This window comes from Streptomyces sp. NPDC031418 (assembly GCF_055581605.1).
The window spans coordinates 99,761-122,388 of record NZ_JBVIJC010000001.1 but is presented as its reverse complement, the minus strand read 5'-3'; the positions used below and the strand labels follow the sequence as shown (position 1 = coordinate 122,388).

The window sequence follows — 22,628 nt, the reverse complement described above, 5'->3', positions numbered from 1 at the left end:
ATCCCCCGGGTCCGGTCGACGGCACCCTCAGCCGCTGGAGCGCGCGGCGGTGAGGGCCGCGGGCGGCTCACCGGTGTACAGCACGCCGAGCCGCTGGGTGGCCCGGGTCAGCGCCACATAGAGGTCGCTGGTGCCGTACCGGCCCGGTTCGACCACCAGGACCGAGTCGAACTCCAGGCCCTTGGACTGGCGGGGGTCGAGGAGGACGACGGTCCGGGTGAGGTCGGGTTCGGCGCCGGCCGTGACCCCGTCGAGCCGGGCGGCCAGCGAGCGGTGCAGCTCGCGCGGGGCGATGACCGCGAGGCGGCCCTCGGCCGGGGTGAGTTCGGCGACCGCCTCGGCGACCGCGCCGGGCAGGTCCCCCGAGACCTGCCGCACCCAGGGCGGTACGCCCGTGGAGCGCACCGAGGACGGCGGCTCGAAGTCCGGCCGTCCGGTGCGCACCACGGCCGCGGCCAGCTCCATGATCTCGGCCGGGGTGCGGTAGTTCACGCCGAGCCGGGTGTACTCCCAGCGGTCCTCGACATAGGGGGCGAGGATGTCCGCCCAGGAGCCGACGCCGGCCGCCTCGGCGGTCTGGGCGGGGTCGCCGACCAGCGTCATCGAGCGGGTGGGACAGCGCCGCATCAGCAGCCGCCAGGCCATCGGCGACAGCTCCTGCGCCTCGTCCACGATGATGTGGCCGAACGCCCAGGTGCGGTCGGCGGCTGCGCGCTCGGCGGCGCTGCGGTGGTCGGCCTCCTCCTGCCGCTCGGCGAACCGCTCGGCGTCGATGATGTCGTGCGCGGACAGCACCTCGGACGCCTCCGGGTCGCTGTCCTCCTTGTCCTCGAACTCGAAGGTCCGGGAGGCGTACGACACGTCGAGCACGCTCTGCGCATAGGCGACCGCGGTCTCGCGTTCCCGTTCGGCGCGGGCCCGCACGATCCGGTCGTCCTCGCCGAGGAGTTCGGCGGCCTCGTCCAGCAGCGGGACGTCGGCAACGGTCCAGGCGCGGGTCACCGGGCGGCGCACCGCGTCGGCGTCCTCCTGGCCGAGGTAGCCGTCCGGTTCGGCGAGGAAGTCGGCGACGAGCCGCTGCGGGGTGAGCCGGGGCCACAACCGGTCGATGGCGTCCCAGACTTCGGGGTTCTCGGCGAGTTCGTCGCGGATCTGGGTGATGTCGGAGGCGTCGAGCAGGCTGCTGCCGTCGTACGGGTCGGTGCCCACGCGTTCGGCGTACAGCTCGGTGAGCGCATTGAGGATATGGCCCTCGAAGTGCTCACGGGCCACGTTGTGCGGCAGCCGTGCGGCCCGGGTGCGCTCGCGGGCGACGTTCACCAGGCCGTCGTCCAGCATCAGCACCTCGCGGTCGTGCTCGATCGCGATGACCGGGTCGGGCAGCGCCTGCCGGTCGGCGACGACGGCGGCGAGCACCTCGGCCATGTCCGCGCGGCCCTTGACGGCCGCCGCCCGCGGGGTGTCGCCGGCGGTGGCCTTCACCCCGGGGAACAGCTCGCCGACCGTGGCCAGCAGCACCCCGGTCTCGCCGAGGGCGGGCAGCACCTCGCCGATGTAGCCGAGGAAGGCGGGGTTGGGGCCGACGATCAGGACGGCCCGGCGGGCGAGCAGCTCCCGGTGTTCGTAGAGCAGGTAGGCGGCGCGGTGCAGGGCGACCGCGGTCTTGCCGGTGCCGGGGCCGCCCTCGACCACCAGGACGCCCCGGTGCGGGGCGCGGATGATCCGGTCCTGCTCGGCCTGGATGGTCTGCACGATGTCGCTCATCCGGCCGGTGCGGGCCGAGTTCAGCGCGGCGAGCAGCACGGCGTCACCGCCCGGGTCCTCGTGGCCGGTGCGGGTGGTGTCGCCGAGGTCGAGGATCTCGTCGTGCAGGGAGGTGACGGTCCGGCCCTCGCTGGTGATGTGCCGGCGCCGCCTGAGCCCCATCGGGGTGTGCCCGGTGGCCAGGTAGAAGGGGCGGGCGATCTCGGCGCGCCAGTCGATGAGGACCGGGGTGCGGGCGGCGTCGTCCTCGCGCAGCCCGATCCGGCCGATGTGATGGGCCGAGCCGTCGGCCAGGTCGATCCGGCCGAAGCAGAGCGAGCCGTCGACGGCGTTCAGCGCGGCGAGCAGTCCGGAGCGCTCGGCGACCAGGATGTCCCGCTCCAGCCGGGCCTGCATGGGCTTGTCGCCCTGGGCGAGCGCGTCCGCGACCGAGGTCTCGGTCTCGCCGCGGAGCGCGTCCACGCGTGCGTACAGTCCGTCGATGAATTCCTGTTCGTGGCGCAATTCATCGTCGGGAAATTCGCTGTTTGGCTTCCTGTTTGACAATTCCGCTCCCGCCCGGATATACTCTGCTCATCAAGCTTCTTCGCGACCTGTCCGAAATGAAGTCGCGAACCACCGAATATACGCAGCAAAATCCCCCGAGCGCAATTGCTCGGGGGATTTTGCTGTGCCGGGGCCGGGGCCCGGGCCTTTTTACAGCACGTCGGCCAGCTCCTCCACCAGCCGCCGCTTGGGCCGCGCGCCCACCATCGACCGCACCGGCTCACCGCCCTTGAAGACCATGAGGGTCGGTGTGGCCAGCACCCCGTAGGCGATGGTCGTCTCCGGATTGCGGTCCACGTCGATCTGTACGACCCGCAGCCGGTCGCCCTCCTCGAAGGCGATGTCCTTCAGCACCGGTGCCAGCTGCCGGCACGGTCCGCACCAGTCGGCGGTGAACTGCACCAGTACCGGCAGCTCCGCGCCGAGCACCTCGGCCGCGAAATCGGCGTCCGTCACCTGATCCAGTCCGCTCACCACAGTCATCGCGTCGGTCCTCCCAGTTCGCACACGGGTTCCGGGCCCCCCGGAACCAGCGCCTCGGCGGCCAGCTCGTCGCGCGCCTGCTCGGCCCGCACCAGCTGTTCCGCGACCGTCTCCCGCACCGCCGTCAGCTGCCCGATGAGCGCGTCCAGCTCCGCCAGCTTGCGCCGGTAGACCACGAGCGAGGCCAGGCAGGAGTCGCCCTCGGGATGCCCGGCCCGCAGACACTCCACGAACGGCCGCGTCTCCTCCAGGTCGAACCCGAAGTCCTGGAGCGTCCTGATCTGCTCCAGCAGCCTGAGGTCGCCCTCGTCGTAGGCGCGGTGTCCCTTGTCGTCGCGCCGGGCGGGCAGCAGCCCCCGTGCCTCGTAGTAGCGCAGGGTGCGGGTGGTGGTTCCGGCCCGTGCGGCCAGCTCGCCGATTCGCATGCGTACGACCGTAGGTGTTGACGTCGACGTCAAGGCAAGGCCGGCGGCAGCAGCGGCTTGCGGGGCACCGGGGACGACAGCACGATCGACGTCGTCGTACGGCCCAGCGCCGAGATCTGCTCCAGGATCTCCTCCAGATGCCCGGTGCCGGTGACGGCGACCTTGAGGATCCAGCAGTCCTCGCCGACCACATGGTGCACCTCGGTGATCTCCGGGCGCTCGATCAGCTCCAGGGTCCGCGGGTGCTTGAGGGTGTATCCGCCGTGCGGGTTGACCCGGACGAAGGCCTGGAGGCCGTAGCCGAGCCGGGCGGGGGCCACCCGGGCGCCGTATCCCTCGACCACTCCGGCCGCCTCCAGCCGGCGCACCCGCTCGGCGACGGCCGCCGGGCTGAGGCTGACCTGCCGGCCCAGCTCGCTCAGCTTGATCCGCCCGTCGGTCTGGAGCAGCCGGATGATCTGCCGGTCCACGCCGTCGAAGGCCACCGGTGTTTCGTCGGCGACGGCCCGCAGATGCCGTTGTTCCTTCGGTGCGGCGACGGTATCTCCCATGTCTCCCCCTTCAGAGCGGGCGGTCGGCCCCGGAGAATTATGGTCATGACAAAGGCACGAGAGGTACTGGTCATCGGCGGCAGCCGCTATTTCGGCAAGCGGCTGATCGCCCGTCTGCTGGCGGCCGGCGACCGGGTCACGGTCCTGAACCGGGGCTCGTCGGCGCCGCCGGCCGGGGCGCTGCACCTGGTCTGCGACCGCTCCGACGAGGCGGCCCTGGCCTCGGCGCTGGCGGGCCGGACCTTCGATGTCGTCATCGACCAGGTCTGCTACACCCCGCGTCAGGCGGAGATCGCCGCCCGGGTCCTCGCGGGGCGCACCGGGCGCTATGTCATGACCTCCACGGTGGAGGTGTACGAGTACGAGGACTCGCCCGCACTCGTTGCGGAGAGTGCGGTGGACCTGGGCGGGGTGGCCGTGGACCCGGCGCTGCCCTGGGACGATCCGGAGTTCCTGGAGGGGCACTACGGCGAGGGCAAGCGCCAGGCGGAGGCGGTGTTCACCCGCTCCGGCCTGCCGTTCGTGTCCGTGCGGGTGGCCCATGTGCTGGGCGGTGACGACGACTTCACGGGCCGGCTCCAGCACTACGCGGACCGGATCGCCGCCGGCGCGCCCCTCGCCGTACCGCCGGTCACCCGGCCGGCCACCTACATCCACGTCGAGGAGATCGCGGACTTCCTGCACTGGACGGCCGGCCAGGACTTCACCGGCCCGGTGAACGCGGCCTCGCACGGCCTGCTGACCCTGGAGGAGCTGGGCTCGGCGCTGGCGCGGCACCTCGACGCCAAGGAGCCGGTGTTCGAGATCACCGGCTCCGGCCCCCTCTCCCCCTTCGCCTTCCGCCGCGCCTACGGCATGGACAACTCCCGGGCGACGGAGCTGGGTTTCGCCTTCGGCGCCGTAAGGGAGTGGCTGCCGAAGGCGCTCACCGAGACGCTGGGCGCGCCCGCGGGTCAGTAACCCCAGACGGGGAACCAGTCGGAGGAGGACTGGTACGCCGGGACGTTCACCGTGGTGCCGTAGCGCCAGCTGGAGCCGGTGCAGCCGCTGTTGCCGAACGCCTTGACGTACTCGCTGCCCTTCCACCACCAGCCCGAGATGTACGTCTTGCCGCCGGCGTTGACCTGGAAGCACTGGTCGAGGTACTGGCCGTTCTGGTTGTAGCCCTCGATCTGGATGGAGTGGGTGAGGCTGTTGGACGCGTCGGTGTAGACGATCTGCTGGCCGTTGGTGCCGGCCACCGCCGTGCCCGAGCAGGTGAGCAGCGTGGCGGCGGCCAGGGACGCGGCGGCGAGCGCGCCGGTGCGTGCGGTGATGCGCTGGAACATGAGACTTACCCCCGTATGAACTGAGCGGTGCGGTCGGCGGCAGTGGTGACCGCCGTGGTTCAAGGGTCACAGCTGCCGCCAACCGATCACCAACAGCACGCCAACGCGGGACCGTCGCCCGCGCGCCGAGGCGTCAGACGGGCAGCCCCGCCGACTCCTGGACCTCCAGCAGGGAGGCGCTGTGGCGTTCCTCCTCGAAGGCCTTGCGGCCGCCGCGGAGGCCGAAGAGGCGTTTGGCGACGGCGATGTAGAGGACGGCGAGGATGTTGAGGACCAGGGTGGCGATCTTCAGATAGCTGACCTTCTCGGTCAGTTCGTAGATCTCCAGCGGGAGGAAGGCGGCGGTGGCGACCACCGTCAGATACTCCGCCCAGCGCTTGGCGTACCAGAGGCCGACCGCCTCGATCAGCTCGATCAGGGCGTAGGCCAGGAGCAGGGCGGCGACCAGCAGCAGCGTGGAGTGCTTGTAGCCGAAGGCCTTCTGGATGGAGCCGACGACCGGGGAGTGGTCGAGGTCGTAGTGGAAGTGCCGGAACACCGGGCGGAAGACGTCCAGGTTCTGGTTGAACAGCCGCCGTACCGCGTCCTGGCTGTTGCTGAACTTCCACACGGCCACGGCGACGAGCACGATGAACACCCCGCGCACCGCCCGCTCGATGGACAGGAAGCGCAGGATGAACAGGTCGCGCAGGACCTTCCCGCGGGGCACGAGCGGCGCGTCGGCGGCCGGTCCGGAGCCGTGCGGCTCGCCCAGGACGAAGTCACCGCAGCGCAGACAGCGCCACACCTCCCCGAGCGCGGTCTCGGCGTGCAGCCGGATGCGCAGCCGGGGGTCGTCGGGCGCGTAGGTCACATGGCCCTTGCGCGCGCAGGTCCGCCGGTCCCAGTCGATCTTCATCCCCCGTGCCTCCGTACACGTGCTGACTTCCACCCATACGGACGCCACACGCGAACGTGCCGTTCCGGTCGGGCCCGGAGCGGCACGTTAGCCGATCGGCGTGCGCGGACGTCAGCCGGCCGCGCTTTCCGCCGGTTCCTTCTCCGCTTCCTTCACCTCCGGTTCGGCCTCGTTGGGCTCGGCGGCGCGGCGGGGCAGCAGGACCGCCACCAGGACGGTGCCGATGCCGAGGACGACCGCGCCGACCAGGCTGGTGTGCGCCACCGCGTCCGAGAAGGAGGAGCCGACGGCGTCCGCCATCTGCCGGGCGCCGGCCGCCAGTTCGGTGGCCTGCTGCTTGAGCTGCGCGGCCTGCTGCGGGTCGGTCGCCTTGGCCGCCCGGGCGGCCGCCGCGTGCGCCTTCTCGCCGATGCCCTGGGCGACGGCGTAGCCGGCGCCGACCGAGTCCTGGGCGGTGTCCAGGGCGCTCGTGGGGAGCTTGCTGCCGGCGGTGGCGTCGGCCAGGTGGTTGCCGTACGAGGTGGCGAGCAGCGAGCCGAGGATCGCGATGCCGAGCGAGCCGCCCAGCTCCAGCGAGGTGTCGTTGACCGCGCCGCCGACGCCCAGCTCGGACTCGGGGAAGGCGCCCATGATCGCGTCGGTGCAGGGCGAGAGGGCGAGGCCGATGGCGAGGCCGAGGATGATCAGGGGCGCGACGAAGTCGCCGTACGTCGATCCGGCGTCCACCCGGGTGAGCAGCGCCAGCGCCGTCGTGCCGCCGACCATGCCGGCGCTGACGGTCCACTTCATGCCGACGCGCGGGGTGAGCCAGCCGGTCAGGGCCGAGCCGACGAAGACGGCACCGGCGAGCGGCAGCATGCGCACACCGGTCTCCAGGGCGTCGTAGCCGAGGACGAACTGGAGGTGCTGGGTGAGGAAGTAGAAGGCGCCGAAGACGGCCAGGAAGAACAGGGCGACGGCGAGGTTGGAGCCCGCGAAGCGGCGCTCGGTGAAGCGGCGGACGTCCAGGATCGGGCGCGGGTGGCGCAGCTCCCAGAGCACGAAGGCCACCAGGGCGACGCCCGCGAGCACGGCCGCGGTGATCGCCTTGACGCCCCAGCCGAAGTGCGGGCCCTCGATGATCATGTAGACCAGCGAGCCGGCCCAGATCACCGACAGCAGGCCGCCGACGTAGTCGATGCGGTCGTGGTGGCCGGCCTTGGACGGCGGTACGAGGACGAAGGCGCCGACGATCGCCACGGCCGCGATGGGCACGTTGATCAGGAAGGTCGAGGACCAGCCGTGGTCGCGCAGCAGGGCGCCGGCGACGACCGGGCCGGCCGCGATGGCGAGCCCGGCGGTGGCGGTCCACAGGGTGATGGCCTTGGCGCGCTCGGCCCGCGGGAAGGTCGCGGCGAGCAGGGACAGGGTGGCGGGCATGATCAGCGCCGCGCCGACGCCCATCACCGCGCGGGCCGCTATGACGGTCGTGGAGCTGTCGGCGAGGTAGCCGAAGACGGCTCCGCCGCCGAAGACGACGAGTCCGAGCACCAGCGCCCCGCGCCGGCTGTACTTGTCGCCGATCGCGCCGAGCAGCAGCATCAGCGCCGCGTAGGGGACGGTGTAGCCGTCGATCACCCACTGGAGATCGGCGCTGGACAGCCCGAGGTCCTTCGTCATGTCCGGCGCGGCGACCGTGAGGGCGGTGTTCGCCATCACGATGATCAGCAGGCTCAGGCAGAGCACCAGCAGCGCCCACCAGCGCCGGGCGTACGGGCGCTCCATGTTCTCGACCGGTTCGGTCATGACGAGTCGCATGCAGGGATCGCCTTCCTCGGTTACGCGACGGAGGTGCCGTGCAGGACTTGCACAGCGTCGTGCAATTGCACAACCATGTGCAATGTACGTCAGTTGCACAACGCTGTGCAAGCCAGGGAAGGGCATGCAGAATGACTGCCATGACCACGGGTAACACGAGCCGCGCCGACACCAACCGGCGCCGCATCCTCGACGTCGCCCTCGCCGAACTGCTGCGCGATCCCGACGCCTCCATGGACCAGATCGCGCGCGCCGCGGGCGTCGTACGACGGACGGTGTACGGCCATTTCCCGAACCGGGAGGCGCTGATCAGCACGCTGGTCGACGGGGCCGTGGCGGCGCTGGCGGAGGCGGACGCGACGGCACGCGCGGGGGTGACGGACCCGGCGGAGGCGGTGGCCCGCTCGGTGCTCGCGCTCTGGCAGATCGCCGACCGCTACCGGCTGCTGGTGGCCCTGGCCCAGCGCACGGTCACCGTGCAGGGCATCCGCGAACGCCTCGCACCGCTGCGCGAGGCCAAGGTCCGCCTGCTCCAGCGCGGCCTGGACGAGGGCGTCTTCAGCTCGCCGCTGCCCGCGCCGGCGCTGGCATACGTGCACGAGCAGATGCTGTTCGCGGTCACGGAGGCGGTGAACGACGGGCTGCTGGCAGCAGAAGAGGCGGGCAGCTCCGCCACGGTCGCCGTACTGACCGCGGCGGGCGTACCCGCCTCACGGGCCACCGAACTGGTGGCCGAGGTGTCGTAACAGAGTGGTCCAGGAAAGGGACGTGGCCGGACGCCCGGCCCGGGTTCAGGCCGGGCCGGACGTCCGGAGCACAGGGGGTCCTGGCTAGGCCTTCGCCAGCTCGCCCGCGCGGGGCTCGGCCGGCTCGGCCGCCGGGTCCTCGTCCATCAGGGTCGTCTCGTCGAACGGCAGCTCGCCGGCGAGCACCCGCTGCACCCGGGCCGTGTCGATCTCCTTGGTCCAGGTGCCGATCAGCACCGTGGCCACCGCGTTGCCCGCGAAGTTCGTCAGCGCCCGCGCCTCGCTCATGAAGCGGTCGATGCCGACGATCAGCCCGACGCCGTCGACCAGCGCCGGCTTGTGCGACTGGAGACCGCCCGCCAGCGTGGCGAGACCGGCCCCGCTGACGCCCGCCGCGCCCTTGGACGCCAGCAGCAGGAACAGCAGCAGCGGGATCTGCTCGCCCAGGGACATCGGCGTGCCCAGCGCGTCCGCGATGTACAGCGACGCCATGGTCATGTAGATCATCGTGCCGTCGAGGTTGAAGGAGTAGCCGGTCGGCACGGTGATGCCGACGACCGGCTTGCTGATGCCCAGGTGCTCCATCTTGGCGATCAGCCGCGGCAGCGCCGACTCGGAGGAGGAGGTGGACAGGATCAGCAGGAACTCCCGGCCCAGGTACCTGAAGAGGGAGAAGACGTTCAGCCCCGAGACGATCCGCAGCACCGCACCGAGCACGATGAAGACGAACAGGAAGCAGGTGAAGTAGAAGCCCGCCATCAGCACGGCGAGGCTCTTCAGCGCGTCCAGGCCGGCCGAGCCGGTCACCGCGGCGATGGCGCCGAACGCACCGACCGGCGCGGCCCACATGACCATGGACAGGATGCGGAAGACCAGCCGCTGGATGTGCTCGACGCCCCGCAGCACCGGCTGCCCGACCGGGCCCATCGCCTGGAGCGCGAACCCGGCGAGCAGGGCGACCAGCAGCGTCTGGAGCACCTGGCCCTCGGTGAAGGCGGACACGAAGCTGGTCGGAATGATCGACAGCACGAAGTCCACCGGCGGCAGCGCGTCGCTGGAGACCTGGGCGTGCCCGGTCTGCTTGAGCGCGGCGGTCAGATGCAGTCCGGCACCCGGGTGCAGCACATTGCCGACGAGGAGGCCGATGGCGAGCGCGACCAGCGACATCACCAGGAAGTAGCCGAGGGCGATACCGCCGACGGCGCCCACCTTCGCCGCCTTCCGCACCGAACCGATGCCGAGCACGATCGTGCAGAAGATGATCGGCGAGATCATCATCTTGATCAGGTTCACGAAGCCGGTGCCCAGCGGCTTCAGCTGGACCGCGGCATCGGGCCAGATGAGACCCACGGCGATCCCGAGCGCGACCGCCACGATGACGGCGATGTACAGGTAATGGGTCCGGTCCCGCTTCACGCGGGGTGCGGCAGGTGCCGTATCGGGGATCATGGCGGCCACGACTGCCCTCCTTGACGTCTTCGTCGGTTCAACAACCGGCGTGCGGCTCACGTCCGGGCGTTGTTCGGGGAATGCCGTGACTATCTCCCGGCCTGTGAGGGCGGTCACCCTTCCGTTCATTTAGTTCACACTTAACCGGAGAGGCACACTGCTGACATGCGCGTTCCCGCCCTTCCCCGCCCCCGCAGCCTGGCCGGCCAGCTGTTCGCCGTGCAGGCCGTGCTGGTCGCGGTCGTGGTGGCCGGGTACGCGCTGTTCACCTACGTCAGCGACCAGCGGCAGGCCGAGGAGTCCGCCGCCCGGCAGGCCACCGCGGTGGCCCGCTCGATCGCCGACTCCCCCTCGGTCCGCGAGGCGATCCGCACCCCCGACCCGAGCGCCCGCCTGGAGCCGTACGCCCTCCAGGTGATGCGGGACGCGGACGTCGACTTCGTGACGATCATGAATCCGTCCGGCATCCGCTGGACCCACCCCGACCCGAGGCAGATCGGCAAGCGCTTCCTCGGCACCATCGGCCCCGCCCAGCGCGGACACACCTTCACCGAGACCTACACCGGCACCCTCGGCCCGTCCGTCCGCGCGGTGACCCCGGTGTACTCGGGCGGCCGGGTCGTCGGCCTGGTGAGCGCCGGCATCAAGGTGCAGACGATCAGCGAGCACATCCAGGACCAGGTCACGGCGCTGCTCGGGGTGGCCGGCGGCACGCTGGTGCTGGGCGCGGTCGGCACCTATGTCGTCAACGCCCGGCTGCGCCGCCACACCCACGGCATGAACGCCACCGAGCTGAGCCGGATGCACGACTACCACCAGGCCGCGCTGCACGCGGTCCGCGAGGGCCTGCTCATGCTCGACGGGCAGTACCGGGTGGCCCTCATCAACGACGGCGGCCGGGAGCTGCTGGGCGTGGGCGAGGCGGCGGACGTGGTGGGCCGCTCGGTGGCCGACCTGGACCTCCCGGCCCCGCTGACCGGCGCGCTGCTGTCCTCGCAGCCCCGGGTGGACGAGGTGCATCTGACCGCGTCCCGGGTGCTGGTGGTGAACACCTCCCCGGTGTCCGGCGGGGAGCACCGAGGTACGGTCGTCACCCTCCGCGATGTCACCGAACTCCAGTCGCTGATGGGTGAGTTGGACTCGGAGCGCGGCTTCACCCAGGCCCTGCGCTCACAGGCCCACGAGGCCGCGAACCGGCTGCACACGGTCGTGTCGCTGATCGAGCTGGGGCGGGCCGAGGAGGCGGTGGAGTTCGCCACGGCCGAGCTGGAGCTGGCCCAGGCGCTGACCGACCAGGTGGTGGCGGCGGTCAGTGAGCCGGTGCTGGCGGCCCTGCTGCTGGGCAAGACGGCCCAGGCCAACGAGCGGGGCGTGGAGCTGGTGGTGTCCCCGGACAGCCGGCTGGACGACGGACTGCTGCCCGCCGATCTGTCCGCCCGCGACCTGGTGACCATCCTCGGCAACCTGATCGACAACGCGGTGGACGCGGCGCAGGGCGGCGCCGGGGCGCGGGTGACCGTGACGGCGTACGCCTCGGAGGCCGAAGTGGTGCTCCGGGTCGCCGACACGGGCCCGGGGGTCGACCCGGCCCATGCCGACCTGGTATTCCAACGGGGGTTCTCGACGAAACCGGCCGGACCGGACGGCCGGGGGCTCGGGCTGGCCCTGGCCCGGCAGGCGGTCACCCGTCACGAGGGCACGTTGACGGTGGCGGAGTCCGGAGCAGAGGGCGAGGGCGGTGCGGTGTTCGAGGCGCGGTTGCCGCTGCGGCCGGCGGCGGGTGACGGCAGATGACCCCGGAGCAGGGGGCCACGCAGCCGATCCGGGTCCTGGTGGTCGAGGACGACCCGGTCGCCGCCGACGCGCACGTGCTGTACGTCGGCCGGGTCCCCGGCTTCGTCGCCGTCGGCAAGGCGCACACCGGCGCGGAGGCGCGCCGCGTCCTGGACCGTACGCCGGTCGATCTGCTGCTGCTGGACCTGCACCTGCCCGATGTGCACGGGCTCCAGTTCGCGCGCTCCCTGCGGGCGGCCGGACATCACGCGGACGTCATAGCGGTGACCTCGGCCCGCGATCTGGCGGTGGTGCGGGAGGGTGTCTCGCTCGGTGTCGTCCAGTACGTCCTGAAGCCCTTCACCTTCGCCACGCTGCGCGACCGTCTGACCCGCTACGCCGAGTTCCGGGCGGCCGTGGGCGAGGCGAGCGGCCAGGACGAGGTGGACCGGGCGCTGGCGGCGCTGCGGGCGCCGTCGCCCGCGGCGCTGCCGAAGGGGCTGAGCGGGCCCACCCTGGAGCGGGTGATCTCGGCGCTGCGGGAGGCGGCGGAGGGGCTCACGGCGACGGGGCTGGCGGAAACGGTGGGAATCTCGCGGATCACGGCCCGCCGGTATCTGGAACACCTCGTGGAGACCTCCCGCGCCGCCCGCAGCCCGCAGTACGGGCAGGTGGGGCGCCCGGAGCTGGTCTACCGGTGGATGCCGCAGGGGCGCTGAGGCGCCGGACACTCCCGGGCGGGCCGTCAAGGGAGGAACGGAAGAGGTGTTCCGTCCGTTACACACGGAACGCGCCCTACATACCGAACGGCCGGAACTGTGCATTCAGACAATCGGTGATCCTGTCCGAACAGACCGTAGCCATCCCGTCACCACGCCTCTAGCTTGTGCGGGGTGCGCCAACCCTCAGCTCCCCCCTTCAACGCTCCCGCGGCCCGCCGGCTGCGCGCCGCGCTCGGCATGGGCCCCGAGCATGTCGCGTACGGCATGCGGGCCTCGTACGGACTGCCCTATGTCACCCCCGACCTCGTGATCGCCTGGGAACGCGGCGTCGCCGCCCCGAGCAGCCCCGAACTCACCGCCCTGGCAGGGGTGTTGTGGTGTTCCGCGGGTGAACTGATCGGCAGCCCGCAGACCCTGCGCGAGCACCGCATCGCCCGGGGCGTCGCCCCCGAGGACGTCGCCCGTGCCGTCGGCCTGGACCTGCGCGCGTATCTGCGCATGGAGGACAGCGGGCAGTGGCGCGGCAACGAACGCCAGTCCGCCGCGCTCGCGCGGGTGCTGGACCTGTCCGTGCCCGACTTCGTGTCCGTCACCGGCCGGGAGGCGAAGCTGGCCGAGCTGCTGCGCAGCGCGGTGACCACCCGCTGGCAGGCCTATGTGCGGCCGGTGGCGAAGCTGGCACCCGTCGACCGCGGCGCGCTGGAGGCCGCCCTCCAGGAACTGCACCAGGACTACCAGGGCCATATGGCCGCCACCCTCAGCTGGGGCGGCGGCACCAGCAGCGCCAGCGAGTCCGGCCGGGAGTTCCTCGACCGGATCGTGGAGCACTTCTGGGCGGCGGTGGAGAAGGGCGGCTGAGCGGGCCGGGGGCGCGCGGCGAGGCGTGTACCACCCCCGGCCGGAACGTGCGGCCGAACTTCTCGGCGGTGTACGGGAGTTGCGTGGGCAGGGGGCGCAAAGGCTGCTGCGCACCCGATCGGATGGTCCCTCTACGCCATCCGGGTGACAGCCGGAAGGGGGCGCACGTCGCTGCGCTTTGGATGACCTTCATGATCCTTTCAGCAGCGATGCGGGCGCCCGCCTACCCGGTCGACGACACCGGTGCCCCCCTGCCCGTGCACCGCGCCGTCGCCACCGCCGCAGCCCGCGAACCGGACCGGCCCGCGGTCGTGGAGGAGGGCGGCAGAACCTGGTCGTACCGCGAACTCTGCGTCTGGGCAGGTGTGTTGTCCGTCCGGCTGCGCGAGGCCGGGGTCGGTCCGGGGGCTGCGGTCGCGCTGCGGCTGCCGCGCTCCGCGGGGCTGGTCGCCTCGTTGCTCGCGGTCTTCGACACCGGCGCCGCCGCCGTGGTGCTGGATCCGCGGACGCCGGCCGAGCGGCTGACGGCCGTCGAGACCGACGCGGAATGCGCGGCGGTACTCGTGCCGGCCGGGGAGGCCGCTCGCCCCGGCGGTCCGCGGCCCGTCACCGTGGCCGCTTCTCCCGGGGCGGCCGCCCGCGCGGCCGGGACACCGAGCCCGGCCGTACCGGACGGCGAACTCGACCGGGTGGCCTGTGTGTTCTACACCTCGGGGTCCACCGGCCGCCCCAAGGGCGTCCAGGTCACCCACCGCAACCTGGGGAGCTTCGCCGCCGACCCGCACTGGGACGGCCCCGGTCACCGGGTCACGGCGCTGGTCTCCGCGCTCGGTTTCGACGCGCTCAGCCATGATCTGTGGCTGCCGCTCACCCGGGGCGGCACCGTGGTCGTCCCGGCCGAGGACCGGGTGGACGCACACCGGCTGGCCGCCCTGGTCGCCGCGCACGGCGTCACCGGCGTCTTCCTCACCACCGCCTGGTTCAACCAGATCGCCGCGGACGACCCGGGCGCGCTGCGCGGGCTGCACACGGTGCTCACCGGTGGCGAGGCCGCCGACCCGCGGGCGTTCACCCAGGTCCGGGCCGCGTGTCCGCACCTGACGCTCGGCCATGTCTACGGGCCGACCGAGTGCACCACCTTCACCACCCTGCACCCCCTGCCGCCCGGGCAGCGGGTACCCGAGGCTCGGGTGCCGATCGGTACCGGGCTGCCCGGGGCCGTCGTACGACTGCTCGGTCCCGACCTGGCCGAGGTGCCCGCCGGCGAGCCCGGCGAGGTGTACGTCGCCGGTGAACAAGTTGCCCGGGGCTACCTGGGCCGGTCCGGCCTGACCGCCGAACGCTTCGTCGCCGACCCCTACGGACCGGCCGGTGCCCGCATGTACCGCACGGGTGACCTCGCCGTGCGCGGGTCCGACGGTGCGCTGGAGTACCTGGCGCGCGACGACGACCAGGTCAAGATCCGCGGGCACCGGATCGAGCCGGGCGAGGTGCGGGCCGCCCTGGCCGCCCTGCCCGGGGTCGCCCGGGCCGTCGTGGTCGCGACGGACGGGCGCCTGGTCGGCTACGCGGTGCCCGGACGCGACCGGGCCGGCGTCACCGGGGAGGATCTGCGCGCCCGGCTGAGCCGGGTGCTGCCCGAATACATGGTGCCCGCCGCCGTGCTGCTGATCGACGAGATCCCGCTGACCGTCAACGGCAAGGTGGACCGGGCGGCGCTGCCCGCACCCGCCGCCGTGCGGGCCGGTGCCGGTACGGCACGCACGCCCGCCGAGCGGGCGCTGTGCGCGGCCTTCGCGGAGGTGCTCGGCCTGCCCGAGACCGGTACCGACGACGACTTCTTCGCCCTCGGCGGCGACAGCATCACCGCGATGCGCCTGGTCAGCCGGGTACGCCGGGAGAACGTGGCCATCAGCTCGCAGGACGTCTTCCGGCTGCGCACCCCCGGAGCCCTGGCCGCCGCCGCGCAGGCGGCGGCTCCGGCCGCGGACCTGCTGCACCAGTCGGCCACCGGCGGGCTGGAGCTGCCGCCGATCGCGCTGTGGCTGCGTGAACAGGGCGACGGCGTCGAGGAGTTCGTCCAGTCGGTGCTGGTGGAGACGCCGCCCGGTCTGGAGCGCGGGGCGCTCGTGGCGGCCCTGCAAGCGGTGCTCGACCGGCACGACGCCCTGCGCACCCGGCTCCCCGACCCGTCCCCCGCGGCCGTGTGGCAGCCCGAGGTGCTGCCCCCGGGCGAGGTGGCGGCGAGCGCCCTGCTGGACGTGGTGGACGTGCGGGAGCTGCCGGACGCCCCCGCCCCCGGCACGGTCCGGGACGCGGTCGGCCACGCCATGCGGACGCTGGACCTGCCCGCGGGGCGGACCCTGCGCGCGGTGTGGTGGGACGCGGGCCCCACACGACCGGGCCGGCTGCTGCTGGCCGTGCACCACCTGGTGGTGGACGGGGTCTCCTGGCAGGTGCTCACCCAGGACCTGGCGCGGGCCGCCGAGGACCCGCACACGCTGGGCGCCTGGGGCGCGGCCACCCCGTACCGCCGCTGGGTGCGGACGCACAACGCCCGGGCCGAAAGCGCCGCAGTGCTGGCGACGCTGGCGCACTGGCAGGCGGCGAGCGTCCCGGCGGCCACGCCGTGGCCGGCGCGCGGACCGCTCGATCCCGCGCTGGACACCCTCGCCACCTCCCGCTCCCTGGAGTCGGTGCTGCCCCCCGAGGTCGGCCGGGCCCTGCTCACCACGGCCCCGGCACACTACGGCGCCACGACGCAGGAGCTTCTGCTCGCCGCGCTGGCGGTGGCCACGGCCCGGCGCGGCGGCTCCCGGACCCTGGTCCTGGACACCGAGGGGCACGGCCGGGACGCCGTGGCGGGCGGCCCGGACACCGACGTCTCCGCCACGGTCGGCTGGTTCACCTGCATGTTCCCGGTCCGTCTGGAGTGCCCCCGGCAGGCGGCCCGGCCCGCGGCGGACCCCGCCGCACAGGACGCGGCCCTCGCCGACGCCGTGCGTGCCGTACGGGAGCAGTGGCAGCGGGTGCCGCAGGACCGCGCCTCGTACGGGCTGCTGCGCCACCTGCATCCGCAGGCCGCCGGTCTGCTGGCCGCCGCACCGGGCCGGCCGGTGCTCTTCAACTACCTGGGCCGGTACGCCGTTCCGGGCCGCGACCCCTGGCCGTACGCCGCCGAGGCACCCGTGCTGGGCATCCACCGGGCCGCCCGGCAGCCCTTGTCCCACCCGTTGGAGATCAACGCCGTCGTCGACGAGCGCACCGGGGAGCCGTTGCTGACCGCTGTCTGGCGCTGGTCGGCGCGTCTGGTGGACAGCGACGACGCGGCGGGCCTGGCGACGGAATGGGCCGATGTGCTCGCCGCCCTCGCCCGCGCCGCGGACACCGGTACGCGCCCGCGGGCCGGCGCGCCGGCCGTGCCCGCGCAGCGCGCGGAGGAACAGTGGCCCTGCTCCCCGCTCCAGGAGGGGCTGCTCTACCACGCCCACAAGGACGAGGGCGCCGCGGATCCCTACCACGTCCAGACCGTGCTCGACCTGGAAGGACCGGTGGACGCGGCCGCACTGCGGCTGGCGCTGTCCCTGCTCACCGACCGGCATCCGGCCCTGCGGGCCGGGTTCCGGTGGAACGGCCGGGGCGGGGCGGAGCAGCGTGTGCCGGAGACGGTCACGGTCCCGCTGCGGGAGGCCGACCTCACGCGGCTGCCCGAGGCCGACCGCCGGCGCGCCGCCGACGAGGAGGCCCGCCGGGACCGGGACGAACCGTTCGACCTGGCCGTGCCGCCGCTGCTGCGGGCCGTGCTGCTGCGCCTGGGCGAGGGGCGCTCCCGGCTGCTGCTGAGCTACCACCACATCCTCATGGACGGCTGGTCGATGCAGGTGGCCCTCGCCGACCTGGCCGAGCTGTACGGCCGGGCCGCCGCGGGCGCCGTGCCCCGGCCCGCCGCGCGGCCGTCCGCGCTCGCCTATCTGCGGCACCTGGCCGGCCAGGACGTCGCGTTGGCGGCCAAGCACTGGCAGGCGCTGCTCGGCGGCGTGACCGAGCCGACGCTGCTGACGCCGCCGGGCGGCGGGGAGCAGACCCGCCCGCACACGGTGCTGCTCGAGCTGCCGGCCGAACGCACGGCCGCTCTGCGGGCGCGGGCGCGCGAGCGGGCGCTGTCCCTGAACACCCTGGTGCTCGGCGCCTGGGCGCTGGTCCTGGCCCAGCTGACCGGGCGCACCGACGTGGTGTTCGGCACGGTCGTCGCCGACCGTCCGCCCCATCTGCCCGGCGTCGAGTCCATGGTCGGGCTGATGAACAACGCCGTGCCGGTACGGGTGGACACCGCGGCGGCCGGCGACCGGGGCGGCCTGCTGACGGCCCTCCAGGAGCAGCGGACCGCGATGATGCCCTTCCAGCACCTGGGCCTGGCGGAGATCATCCGGGCCGCCGGGCTGCGCGAGCTCTTCGACACCGTCGTCGTACTGGAGACGTACACCGACTCCTTCGCCACGCGGTGGGGAGCGGACCTGCGGGTGACGTCCAGCCGGGTGGAGAACGGCACGCACTACCCGCTGTGCGTGCTGGTCTCGCCCGGCGAGCGGATGACGGTCCGGGTGCAGTACCGGCCGGAGAGGCTCGGCGAGGCCGGCGCCCGGGACATCGGCGCACGGTTCGTCGAAGCCCTGGACGCGCTCGCCGCCGACCTCTTCGTGCCTGCCACGCACCCGGTCGCGGCGGCCCGGCCCCGGGCGGCCGGGCGGCCGCCCGCCCAGGTGCCGGCCCCGGTGCCGGTGCTGGAGCGGTTCGCGGCGCAGGTACGCGCGGCCCCCCGGCGGGCGGCCGTGGTGGACGACCGCGGGGTGCTGGACTACCAAGGCCTGGACGCGGCCTCGGACCGGCTCGCCGGGGAACTGGCCGCCCGCGGCATCGGTCCCGAGGACGTCGTCGCCCTGTGCCTGCGGCGCGGCCGGGACGCGGTGACCGCGATGCTCGCGGTGCTCAAGGCCGGCGCCGCCTATCTGTGGCTGGACCCGCGCCACCCCGCTCCCCGGGTGGCGGCGCAGGCCGCCGAGGGGCGCCCGGCACTGCTCGTCCGGCAACCGGAGTTCGACGAGGCCCTGGCGCTCGTAGACGCCGCCGTGCCGCGGATGGCGCTGGAACCCCACCAGGTGTCCTCCGAGCCGCTGCCCGGCGGCGGCCGGGTCCGGCCCGCGCGGCTGCCCGGCCACCCGGCCTATGTGGTGCACACCTCCGGGACGCAGGGAAAGCCGAAGGCCGTGGTGATGCCCGGCGCCGCCATGGACCGGCTGGTGGACTGGCACGAGCGGCGCTTCCCGGCCGAACCGGGCGCGGTCACGGCCCAGTTCACCTCGATGGCGTTCGACGTCGCCACCCAGGAGGTGCTCACCGCCCTGTGCACGGGGCGGACGCTGGCCGTCCCGGACGCGGACACCCGTGCCGACGCCGCCGCCTGGGCCGCCTGGCTGCGCAGGCACCGCGTGACCGAGCTGTTCGCCCCGACCCCCGTGCTGGCGGCGCTGTGCGAGTTCGCCGACGGGGAGCGGGAGTCGCTGCCCGACCTGCGGCACCTGGTGCAGGCCGGTGAGGCGCTGGTCGTCGGACCGCAGCTGCGCGCCCTGTGCGCGAGCGGCGGCAAACGCCTGCACAACCACTACGGCCCGGCCGAGACGCACGTGGTGACCGCCGCCGAGGTCACCGGGGACCCGGCCGACTGGCCCGCGCGCCCCGGCATCGGCGCTCCGGTGCCCGGATCCCGGGTGATGCTGCTGGACGCGGGGCTGCGGCCGGTCCCCGACGGACTGGCCGGCGAGCTGTACCTGGCGGGTGACCAGGTGGCCCGCGGCTATCTGGGCCGGCCGGGGCAGACCTCCGCCCGGTTCGTCGCCGACCCCTGGGGGCCGCCCGGCTCCCGGATGTACCGCACGGGCGACCTGGCCCGCAGGCTCCCGGACGGCACGCTGGAGTTCACCGGCCGCAACGACGACCAGGTCAAGATCCGCGGGCACCGGATCGAGCCGGACGAGGTGCGGGCCGCCCTGGCCGCGCTGCCCGGTGTGGTGCAGGCCGCCGTGGTGGCCGGGCCGGACGGACGCGGCGGCAAGGAACTCACCGGGTACGCGGTGGGCTCGTCGGAGACCGGTGCACCCCTGGAGGGGGGCGCCCTGCGCGACGCGCTGGCCCGGGTGCTGCCGGACTTCATGCTGCCCGCCCGGGTGATGGTGCTGGACCGCATGCCGCTCACCGTGAACGGCAAGGTGGACCGCCGGGCCCTGCCCGAGCCCCAGCGCGTCCCGGCCGCGCTGCGCGCGCCGCGCACATCGGCCGAGCGGGTGGTGACCGAGGCGTACGCCGGCGTCCTGGGCCTGGAGCGGGTCGGCATCGACGACAACTTCTTCGACCTGGGCGGGCATTCGCTGCTCGCGGCCCGGCTGCTCCAGCGCCTGCGGGAACACTTCGGCCCCGCGGTCACCCTGGACCAGGTGATGCGGCGGGCCACCCCGGCAGCTCTGGCCGCCACCCTCACGCCGCTACCCGCACGCGGCTGAGCGGGGGCCGGTCCCGGCCCGGAACGGCAGGGACCGGCCGCGCCCCTGAATGCCCCCGAGACCCTTCAACGCCCTTCGACGCCCTCAGCGGCCCTTCCGAGGAGACCCATGAACCCCTTCGACGACCCCGACGGCGCGTTCCTCGTGCTCGCCAACGACGAGGATCAGCACAGCCTCTGGCCCGCCCACGTCGCCGTCCCGGACGGCTGGCGCGAGGTGCACCCCCGCGCCGACCGGGCCACCTGCCTGGCCTGGGTCGAGGCGTCCTGGACCGACCTGCGGCCGCGTTCGCTGCGGACCGCCGGGGCAGCCCGATGACCGCCCCGGACACGCCCGGGGCGCCGGCGCCGTGCGATCAGGAGATGCCCGCGCTGCGCGTCGCCGTCGTGGCGGCGCTGCCCCAGACCGCTCCCCCGCTGGTGGAGGCGGTGCACACCCTGGGGCACCGGGTCCCGGTCGTGATCGGCTACCGGCGCCCTGCCGACTGGCCCGGGCATGTGCTCGGCGAGCACGACCTGCCGCCGGGGGTGGACCTGGCCGTTCCGTCCCGGATGGAATCGGTCGCCGGGCTCCTGCGCGCCTACGACGTGGACGTGGCCGTCAGCTACGGGTACCCGAGGAAGCTGCCCGCCGCCGCCGTGGCCGCCCCCCGCCTGGGAACGGTCAACTGCCACCCCTCCGACCTGCCCTCCTACCGGGGCCCGAACCCGGTGGGATGGGCCGTGCGCAACGGCGACCGCACGATCGGCGTGACCTGGCACCGGATGGACGCGGAGCTGGACACCGGCTCCGTGCTGGCCCGTACGAGGATCGCCCTGGACGACCGGGTCTGGTCGTTCACCGGAGTCAACTCGCTGGTGCTGCGCGCCGCTTCGGAGATGCTGCCGCAGGTGCTGCGGCGGCTGGCGCGCGGGGAGGAAGGCGAACCGCAGCCGCGGCGCGAGGGCTCCTGGGCCGGGTTCTTCTCGGAGGACTACGCCACGGTGGACTGGTCCGCGCCCGCCGCGCACATCCACACCCAGGTGCGCGCGTGGAACATCGCCGGCCATCACCCCCGCGTGCAGGGGCCGGTGGCGGTGATCGACGGGACGCGGTGGCGGCTGCGCCGGACCACGCTGGAACAGCCGCCACCGGGTACCGGGCGCCGCGTCACGTGCGGCACCGGCGACGTGTGGGTCCTGGCCGCCGACCCGCTGGACTAGGGCCTTTCTTTCGGATCAGGTCGGCTGCGGTGGCGGTGCCTTCTCGGCCGACCCGAGCGGGGTCATGGGGGTGCCCCCTGCTCATGGGGGTCCCCCCGCTCGAGCGGAGCCGAGAGTGGGGGAGGAGTCGAGAGCTTGGGGGAGCGTGCAGATGCAAGGCGGAGGAGGGAGTCGACGCGGAGCGATGGGGGTCCCCCCGCGCGAGCGCAGCCGAGCGTGGGGGAGAGTGACGACAACGCAGCAGATGTGCGTGCCAGGGCCCGCGACGCCGGCAAGATCCGAAAGAGAGGCCCTAGGAGGGGCAGGGGACGGGCAGCACCCGCCGGCGCTGCCCGTCCGCGTCGCGAGGCCTGCTAGAAGACCGACTCCGCCTCGTCCATCCGGTCCTTCGGGACCGTCTTCAGCTCGGTGACCGCCTCCGCGAGCGGCACCATGACGACATCGGTGCCGCGCAGCGCGGTCATCTTGCCGAAGTCGCCGCGGTGCGCCGCCTCGACGGCGTGCCAGCCGAAGCGGGTGGCGAGGACCCGGTCGTAGGCGGTGGGCACACCACCGCGCTGGACGTGGCCGAGGATGACCGGCTTGGCCTCCTTGCCGAGGCGCCGCTCCAGCTCGTACGCGAGGGCGGTGCCGATGCCCTGGAAGCGCTCGTGGCCGTACTGGTCGATCTCGCCCTTGCCGTAGTCCATGCTGCCCTCGGCCGGGTGGGCGCCCTCGGCGACGCAGATGACGGCGAACTTCTTGCCCCGGGCGAAGCGTTCCTCGACCATCTTGACCAGGTCGGCGGGGTCGAAGGGACGCTCGGGCAGGCAGATGCCGTGGGCGCCGGCGGCCATGCCGGACTCCAGGGCGATCCAGCCGGCGTGCCGGCCCATGACCTCGACGACCATCACCCGCTGGTGGGACTCGGCGGTGGTCTTCAGGCGGTCCATGGCCTCCGTGGCCACGCCGACGGCGGTGTCGAAGCCGAAGGTGCGGTCGGTGGAGGAGATGTCGTTGTCGATCGTCTTGGGGACGCCCACGACGGGCAGGCCCGCGTCGGACAGCATGCGGGCCGCGGTCAGCGTGCCCTCGCCGCCGATCGGGATCAGCGCGTCGATGCCGAACTCCTCGACCATGTCGGTGGCCCGGGTGCAGGCCTCGCGCAGCCGGTCGCGCTCCAGCCGGGAGGAGCCGAGGATGGTGCCGCCGCGGGCCAGGATGCCGCTGACCGCGTCCAGGTCGAGGGCGCGGTAGTGGCGGTCGAGCAGACCGCGGTAGCCGTCCTCGAAGCCGATGACCTCGTCGCCGTACGTCGTCACGGCCCGGTGCACGACCGACCGGATCACGGCGTTCAGGCCGGGGCAGTCGCCGCCTGCGGTGAGAACTCCGATACGCATCGTGCTGTGTCTCCTGCTCGCTGTCGGTACCTGTGAGCCATGCCGATTCTTTCACGTCCGCCGGGCCGGTGGAGCTTTGACGGGCGCCTTATCCGGCCCCAGGGGTATTGTCAAGAGGGTTCCGCTCACCTCGGTGGGCGATTTTGCGGCTCT

General features: G+C 73.3%; 17 protein-coding genes. 8 read left to right on the top strand and 9 right to left on the bottom strand.

Features of this window, described 5'->3' with window-relative positions; translation table 11 throughout:
* Positions 1–27 precede the first annotated feature (27 nt).
* From ACZ5CZ_RS00565 to ACZ5CZ_RS00550, 4 genes are all read right to left on the bottom strand, one after another.
* Entirely contained in the window at positions 28–2,328 is a 2,301-nt protein-coding gene (locus tag ACZ5CZ_RS00565; RefSeq protein ID WP_468938398.1) for a HelD family protein, read from the bottom strand.
* A 132-nt stretch (positions 2,329–2,460) separates the two neighbouring features.
* The gene (locus ACZ5CZ_RS00560; RefSeq protein WP_385839878.1) at positions 2,461–2,793 is read right to left on the bottom strand and encodes a thioredoxin family protein; all 333 of its coding nucleotides are present in this window, start codon (positions 2,791–2,793) and stop codon (positions 2,461–2,463) included.
* Positions 2,790–3,218, bottom strand: coding sequence for a MerR family transcriptional regulator (locus tag ACZ5CZ_RS00555; RefSeq protein ID WP_468937947.1), 429 nt, complete (start codon positions 3,216–3,218; stop codon positions 2,790–2,792). Before ACZ5CZ_RS00555 ends, ACZ5CZ_RS00560 begins: the two co-directional genes overlap by 4 nt.
* Before the next feature lie 29 nt (positions 3,219–3,247).
* Positions 3,248–3,769 carry an Lrp/AsnC family transcriptional regulator gene (locus ACZ5CZ_RS00550; protein ID WP_385839880.1) on the bottom strand — a complete coding sequence of 174 codons (522 nt, stop codon included), beginning with the start codon at positions 3,767–3,769 and terminating at the stop codon, positions 3,248–3,250.
* A gap of 45 nt (positions 3,770–3,814) precedes the next feature.
* Between ACZ5CZ_RS00550 and ACZ5CZ_RS00545 the strand changes: the two genes are divergently transcribed.
* Complete coding sequence (locus tag ACZ5CZ_RS00545; protein ID WP_468937945.1) at positions 3,815–4,729, top strand: NAD-dependent epimerase/dehydratase family protein; 915 nt, start codon at positions 3,815–3,817, stop codon at positions 4,727–4,729.
* On the opposite strand, the gene ACZ5CZ_RS00540 is transcribed toward ACZ5CZ_RS00545, so the two are convergent.
* The 3 genes from ACZ5CZ_RS00540 to ACZ5CZ_RS00530 all read right to left on the bottom strand — a co-directional run bounded on the left by ACZ5CZ_RS00540 (position 4,723) and on the right by ACZ5CZ_RS00530 (position 7,792).
* On the bottom strand, positions 4,723–5,097 hold the full coding sequence (locus ACZ5CZ_RS00540; RefSeq protein WP_385839882.1) for a hypothetical protein: 375 nt from the start codon (positions 5,095–5,097) through the stop codon (positions 4,723–4,725). The two genes, ACZ5CZ_RS00545 and ACZ5CZ_RS00540, sit on opposite strands and share 7 nt — an antisense overlap.
* A 133-nt stretch (positions 5,098–5,230) precedes the next feature.
* Complete coding sequence (locus ACZ5CZ_RS00535) at positions 5,231–5,995, bottom strand: DUF2127 domain-containing protein (protein WP_385839883.1); 765 nt, start codon at positions 5,993–5,995, stop codon at positions 5,231–5,233.
* 111 nt (positions 5,996–6,106) lie between these two features.
* Positions 6,107–7,792, bottom strand: a complete 1,686-nt coding sequence (locus ACZ5CZ_RS00530; RefSeq protein WP_468937942.1) for an MFS transporter — start codon at positions 7,790–7,792, stop codon at positions 6,107–6,109.
* Positions 7,793–7,923: 131 nt separating this feature from the next.
* Between ACZ5CZ_RS00530 and ACZ5CZ_RS00525 the strand changes: the two genes are divergently transcribed.
* Positions 7,924–8,538, top strand: a complete 615-nt coding sequence (locus tag ACZ5CZ_RS00525; RefSeq protein ID WP_385839885.1) for a TetR/AcrR family transcriptional regulator — start codon at positions 7,924–7,926, stop codon at positions 8,536–8,538.
* 84 nt (positions 8,539–8,622) lie between these two features.
* Here the strand turns inward: ACZ5CZ_RS00525 and ACZ5CZ_RS00520 are convergent, their stop codons facing one another.
* Positions 8,623–9,987, bottom strand: a complete 1,365-nt coding sequence (locus tag ACZ5CZ_RS00520; RefSeq protein WP_468938395.1) for a cation:dicarboxylate symporter family transporter — start codon at positions 9,985–9,987, stop codon at positions 8,623–8,625.
* 165 nt (positions 9,988–10,152) lie between these two features.
* Between ACZ5CZ_RS00520 and ACZ5CZ_RS00515 the strand changes: the two genes are divergently transcribed.
* The 6 genes from ACZ5CZ_RS00515 (at position 10,153) to ACZ5CZ_RS00490 (ending at position 21,096) form a co-directional block, all read left to right on the top strand.
* On the top strand, positions 10,153–11,781 hold the full coding sequence (locus ACZ5CZ_RS00515) for a sensor histidine kinase (protein ID WP_468937939.1): 1,629 nt from the start codon (positions 10,153–10,155) through the stop codon (positions 11,779–11,781).
* A complete protein-coding gene (locus ACZ5CZ_RS00510) occupies positions 11,778–12,479 on the top strand; it encodes a response regulator (RefSeq protein WP_468937937.1) in 702 nt (233 codons plus the stop codon). Before ACZ5CZ_RS00515 ends, ACZ5CZ_RS00510 begins: the two co-directional genes overlap by 4 nt.
* A gap of 174 nt (positions 12,480–12,653) precedes the next feature.
* Positions 12,654–13,340, top strand: coding sequence for a helix-turn-helix domain-containing protein (locus ACZ5CZ_RS00505; RefSeq protein ID WP_385839888.1), 687 nt, complete (start codon positions 12,654–12,656; stop codon positions 13,338–13,340).
* Positions 13,341–13,531: 191 nt separating this feature from the next.
* A complete protein-coding gene (locus ACZ5CZ_RS00500; RefSeq protein ID WP_468937934.1) occupies positions 13,532–19,894 on the top strand; it encodes an amino acid adenylation domain-containing protein in 6,363 nt (2,120 codons plus the stop codon).
* 108 nt (positions 19,895–20,002) lie between these two features.
* Entirely contained in the window at positions 20,003–20,212 is a 210-nt protein-coding gene (locus ACZ5CZ_RS00495; protein WP_385839890.1) for an MbtH family protein, read from the top strand.
* 44 nt (positions 20,213–20,256) lie between these two features.
* Positions 20,257–21,096, top strand: coding sequence for a methionyl-tRNA formyltransferase (locus ACZ5CZ_RS00490; RefSeq protein ID WP_468937932.1), 840 nt, complete (start codon positions 20,257–20,259; stop codon positions 21,094–21,096).
* A gap of 353 nt (positions 21,097–21,449) precedes the next feature.
* Here the strand turns inward: ACZ5CZ_RS00490 and ACZ5CZ_RS00485 are convergent, their stop codons facing one another.
* The gene (locus tag ACZ5CZ_RS00485; RefSeq protein ID WP_385839892.1) at positions 21,450–22,475 is read right to left on the bottom strand and encodes an ATP-dependent 6-phosphofructokinase; all 1,026 of its coding nucleotides are present in this window, start codon (positions 22,473–22,475) and stop codon (positions 21,450–21,452) included.
* Between the last annotated feature and the right edge of the window lie 153 nt (positions 22,476–22,628).

Coding starts and splice junctions, on each gene's coding strand:
- ACZ5CZ_RS00540 (WP_385839882.1), bottom strand. CDS start 5,097: ATGTTCCAGCGCATCACCGCACGCACCGGCGCGCTCGCCGCCGCGTCC.
- ACZ5CZ_RS00495 (WP_385839890.1), top strand. CDS start 20,003: ATGAACCCCTTCGACGACCCCGACGGCGCGTTCCTCGTGCTCGCCAAC.
- ACZ5CZ_RS00535 (WP_385839883.1), bottom strand. CDS start 5,995: ATGAAGATCGACTGGGACCGGCGGACCTGCGCGCGCAAGGGCCATGTG.
- ACZ5CZ_RS00510 (WP_468937937.1), top strand. CDS start 11,778: ATGACCCCGGAGCAGGGGGCCACGCAGCCGATCCGGGTCCTGGTGGTC.
- ACZ5CZ_RS00555 (WP_468937947.1), bottom strand. CDS start 3,218: ATGCGAATCGGCGAGCTGGCCGCACGGGCCGGAACCACCACCCGCACC.
- ACZ5CZ_RS00520 (WP_468938395.1), bottom strand. CDS start 9,987: ATGATCCCCGATACGGCACCTGCCGCACCCCGCGTGAAGCGGGACCGG.
- ACZ5CZ_RS00500 (WP_468937934.1), top strand. CDS start 13,532: ATGATCCTTTCAGCAGCGATGCGGGCGCCCGCCTACCCGGTCGACGAC.
- ACZ5CZ_RS00515 (WP_468937939.1), top strand. CDS start 10,153: ATGCGCGTTCCCGCCCTTCCCCGCCCCCGCAGCCTGGCCGGCCAGCTG.
- ACZ5CZ_RS00560 (WP_385839878.1), bottom strand. CDS start 2,793: ATGACTGTGGTGAGCGGACTGGATCAGGTGACGGACGCCGATTTCGCG.
- ACZ5CZ_RS00485 (WP_385839892.1), bottom strand. CDS start 22,475: ATGCGTATCGGAGTTCTCACCGCAGGCGGCGACTGCCCCGGCCTGAAC.
- ACZ5CZ_RS00550 (WP_385839880.1), bottom strand. CDS start 3,769: ATGGGAGATACCGTCGCCGCACCGAAGGAACAACGGCATCTGCGGGCC.
- ACZ5CZ_RS00545 (WP_468937945.1), top strand. CDS start 3,815: ATGACAAAGGCACGAGAGGTACTGGTCATCGGCGGCAGCCGCTATTTC.
- ACZ5CZ_RS00490 (WP_468937932.1), top strand. CDS start 20,257: ATGCCCGCGCTGCGCGTCGCCGTCGTGGCGGCGCTGCCCCAGACCGCT.
- ACZ5CZ_RS00530 (WP_468937942.1), bottom strand. CDS start 7,792: ATGCGACTCGTCATGACCGAACCGGTCGAGAACATGGAGCGCCCGTAC.
- ACZ5CZ_RS00525 (WP_385839885.1), top strand. CDS start 7,924: ATGACTGCCATGACCACGGGTAACACGAGCCGCGCCGACACCAACCGG.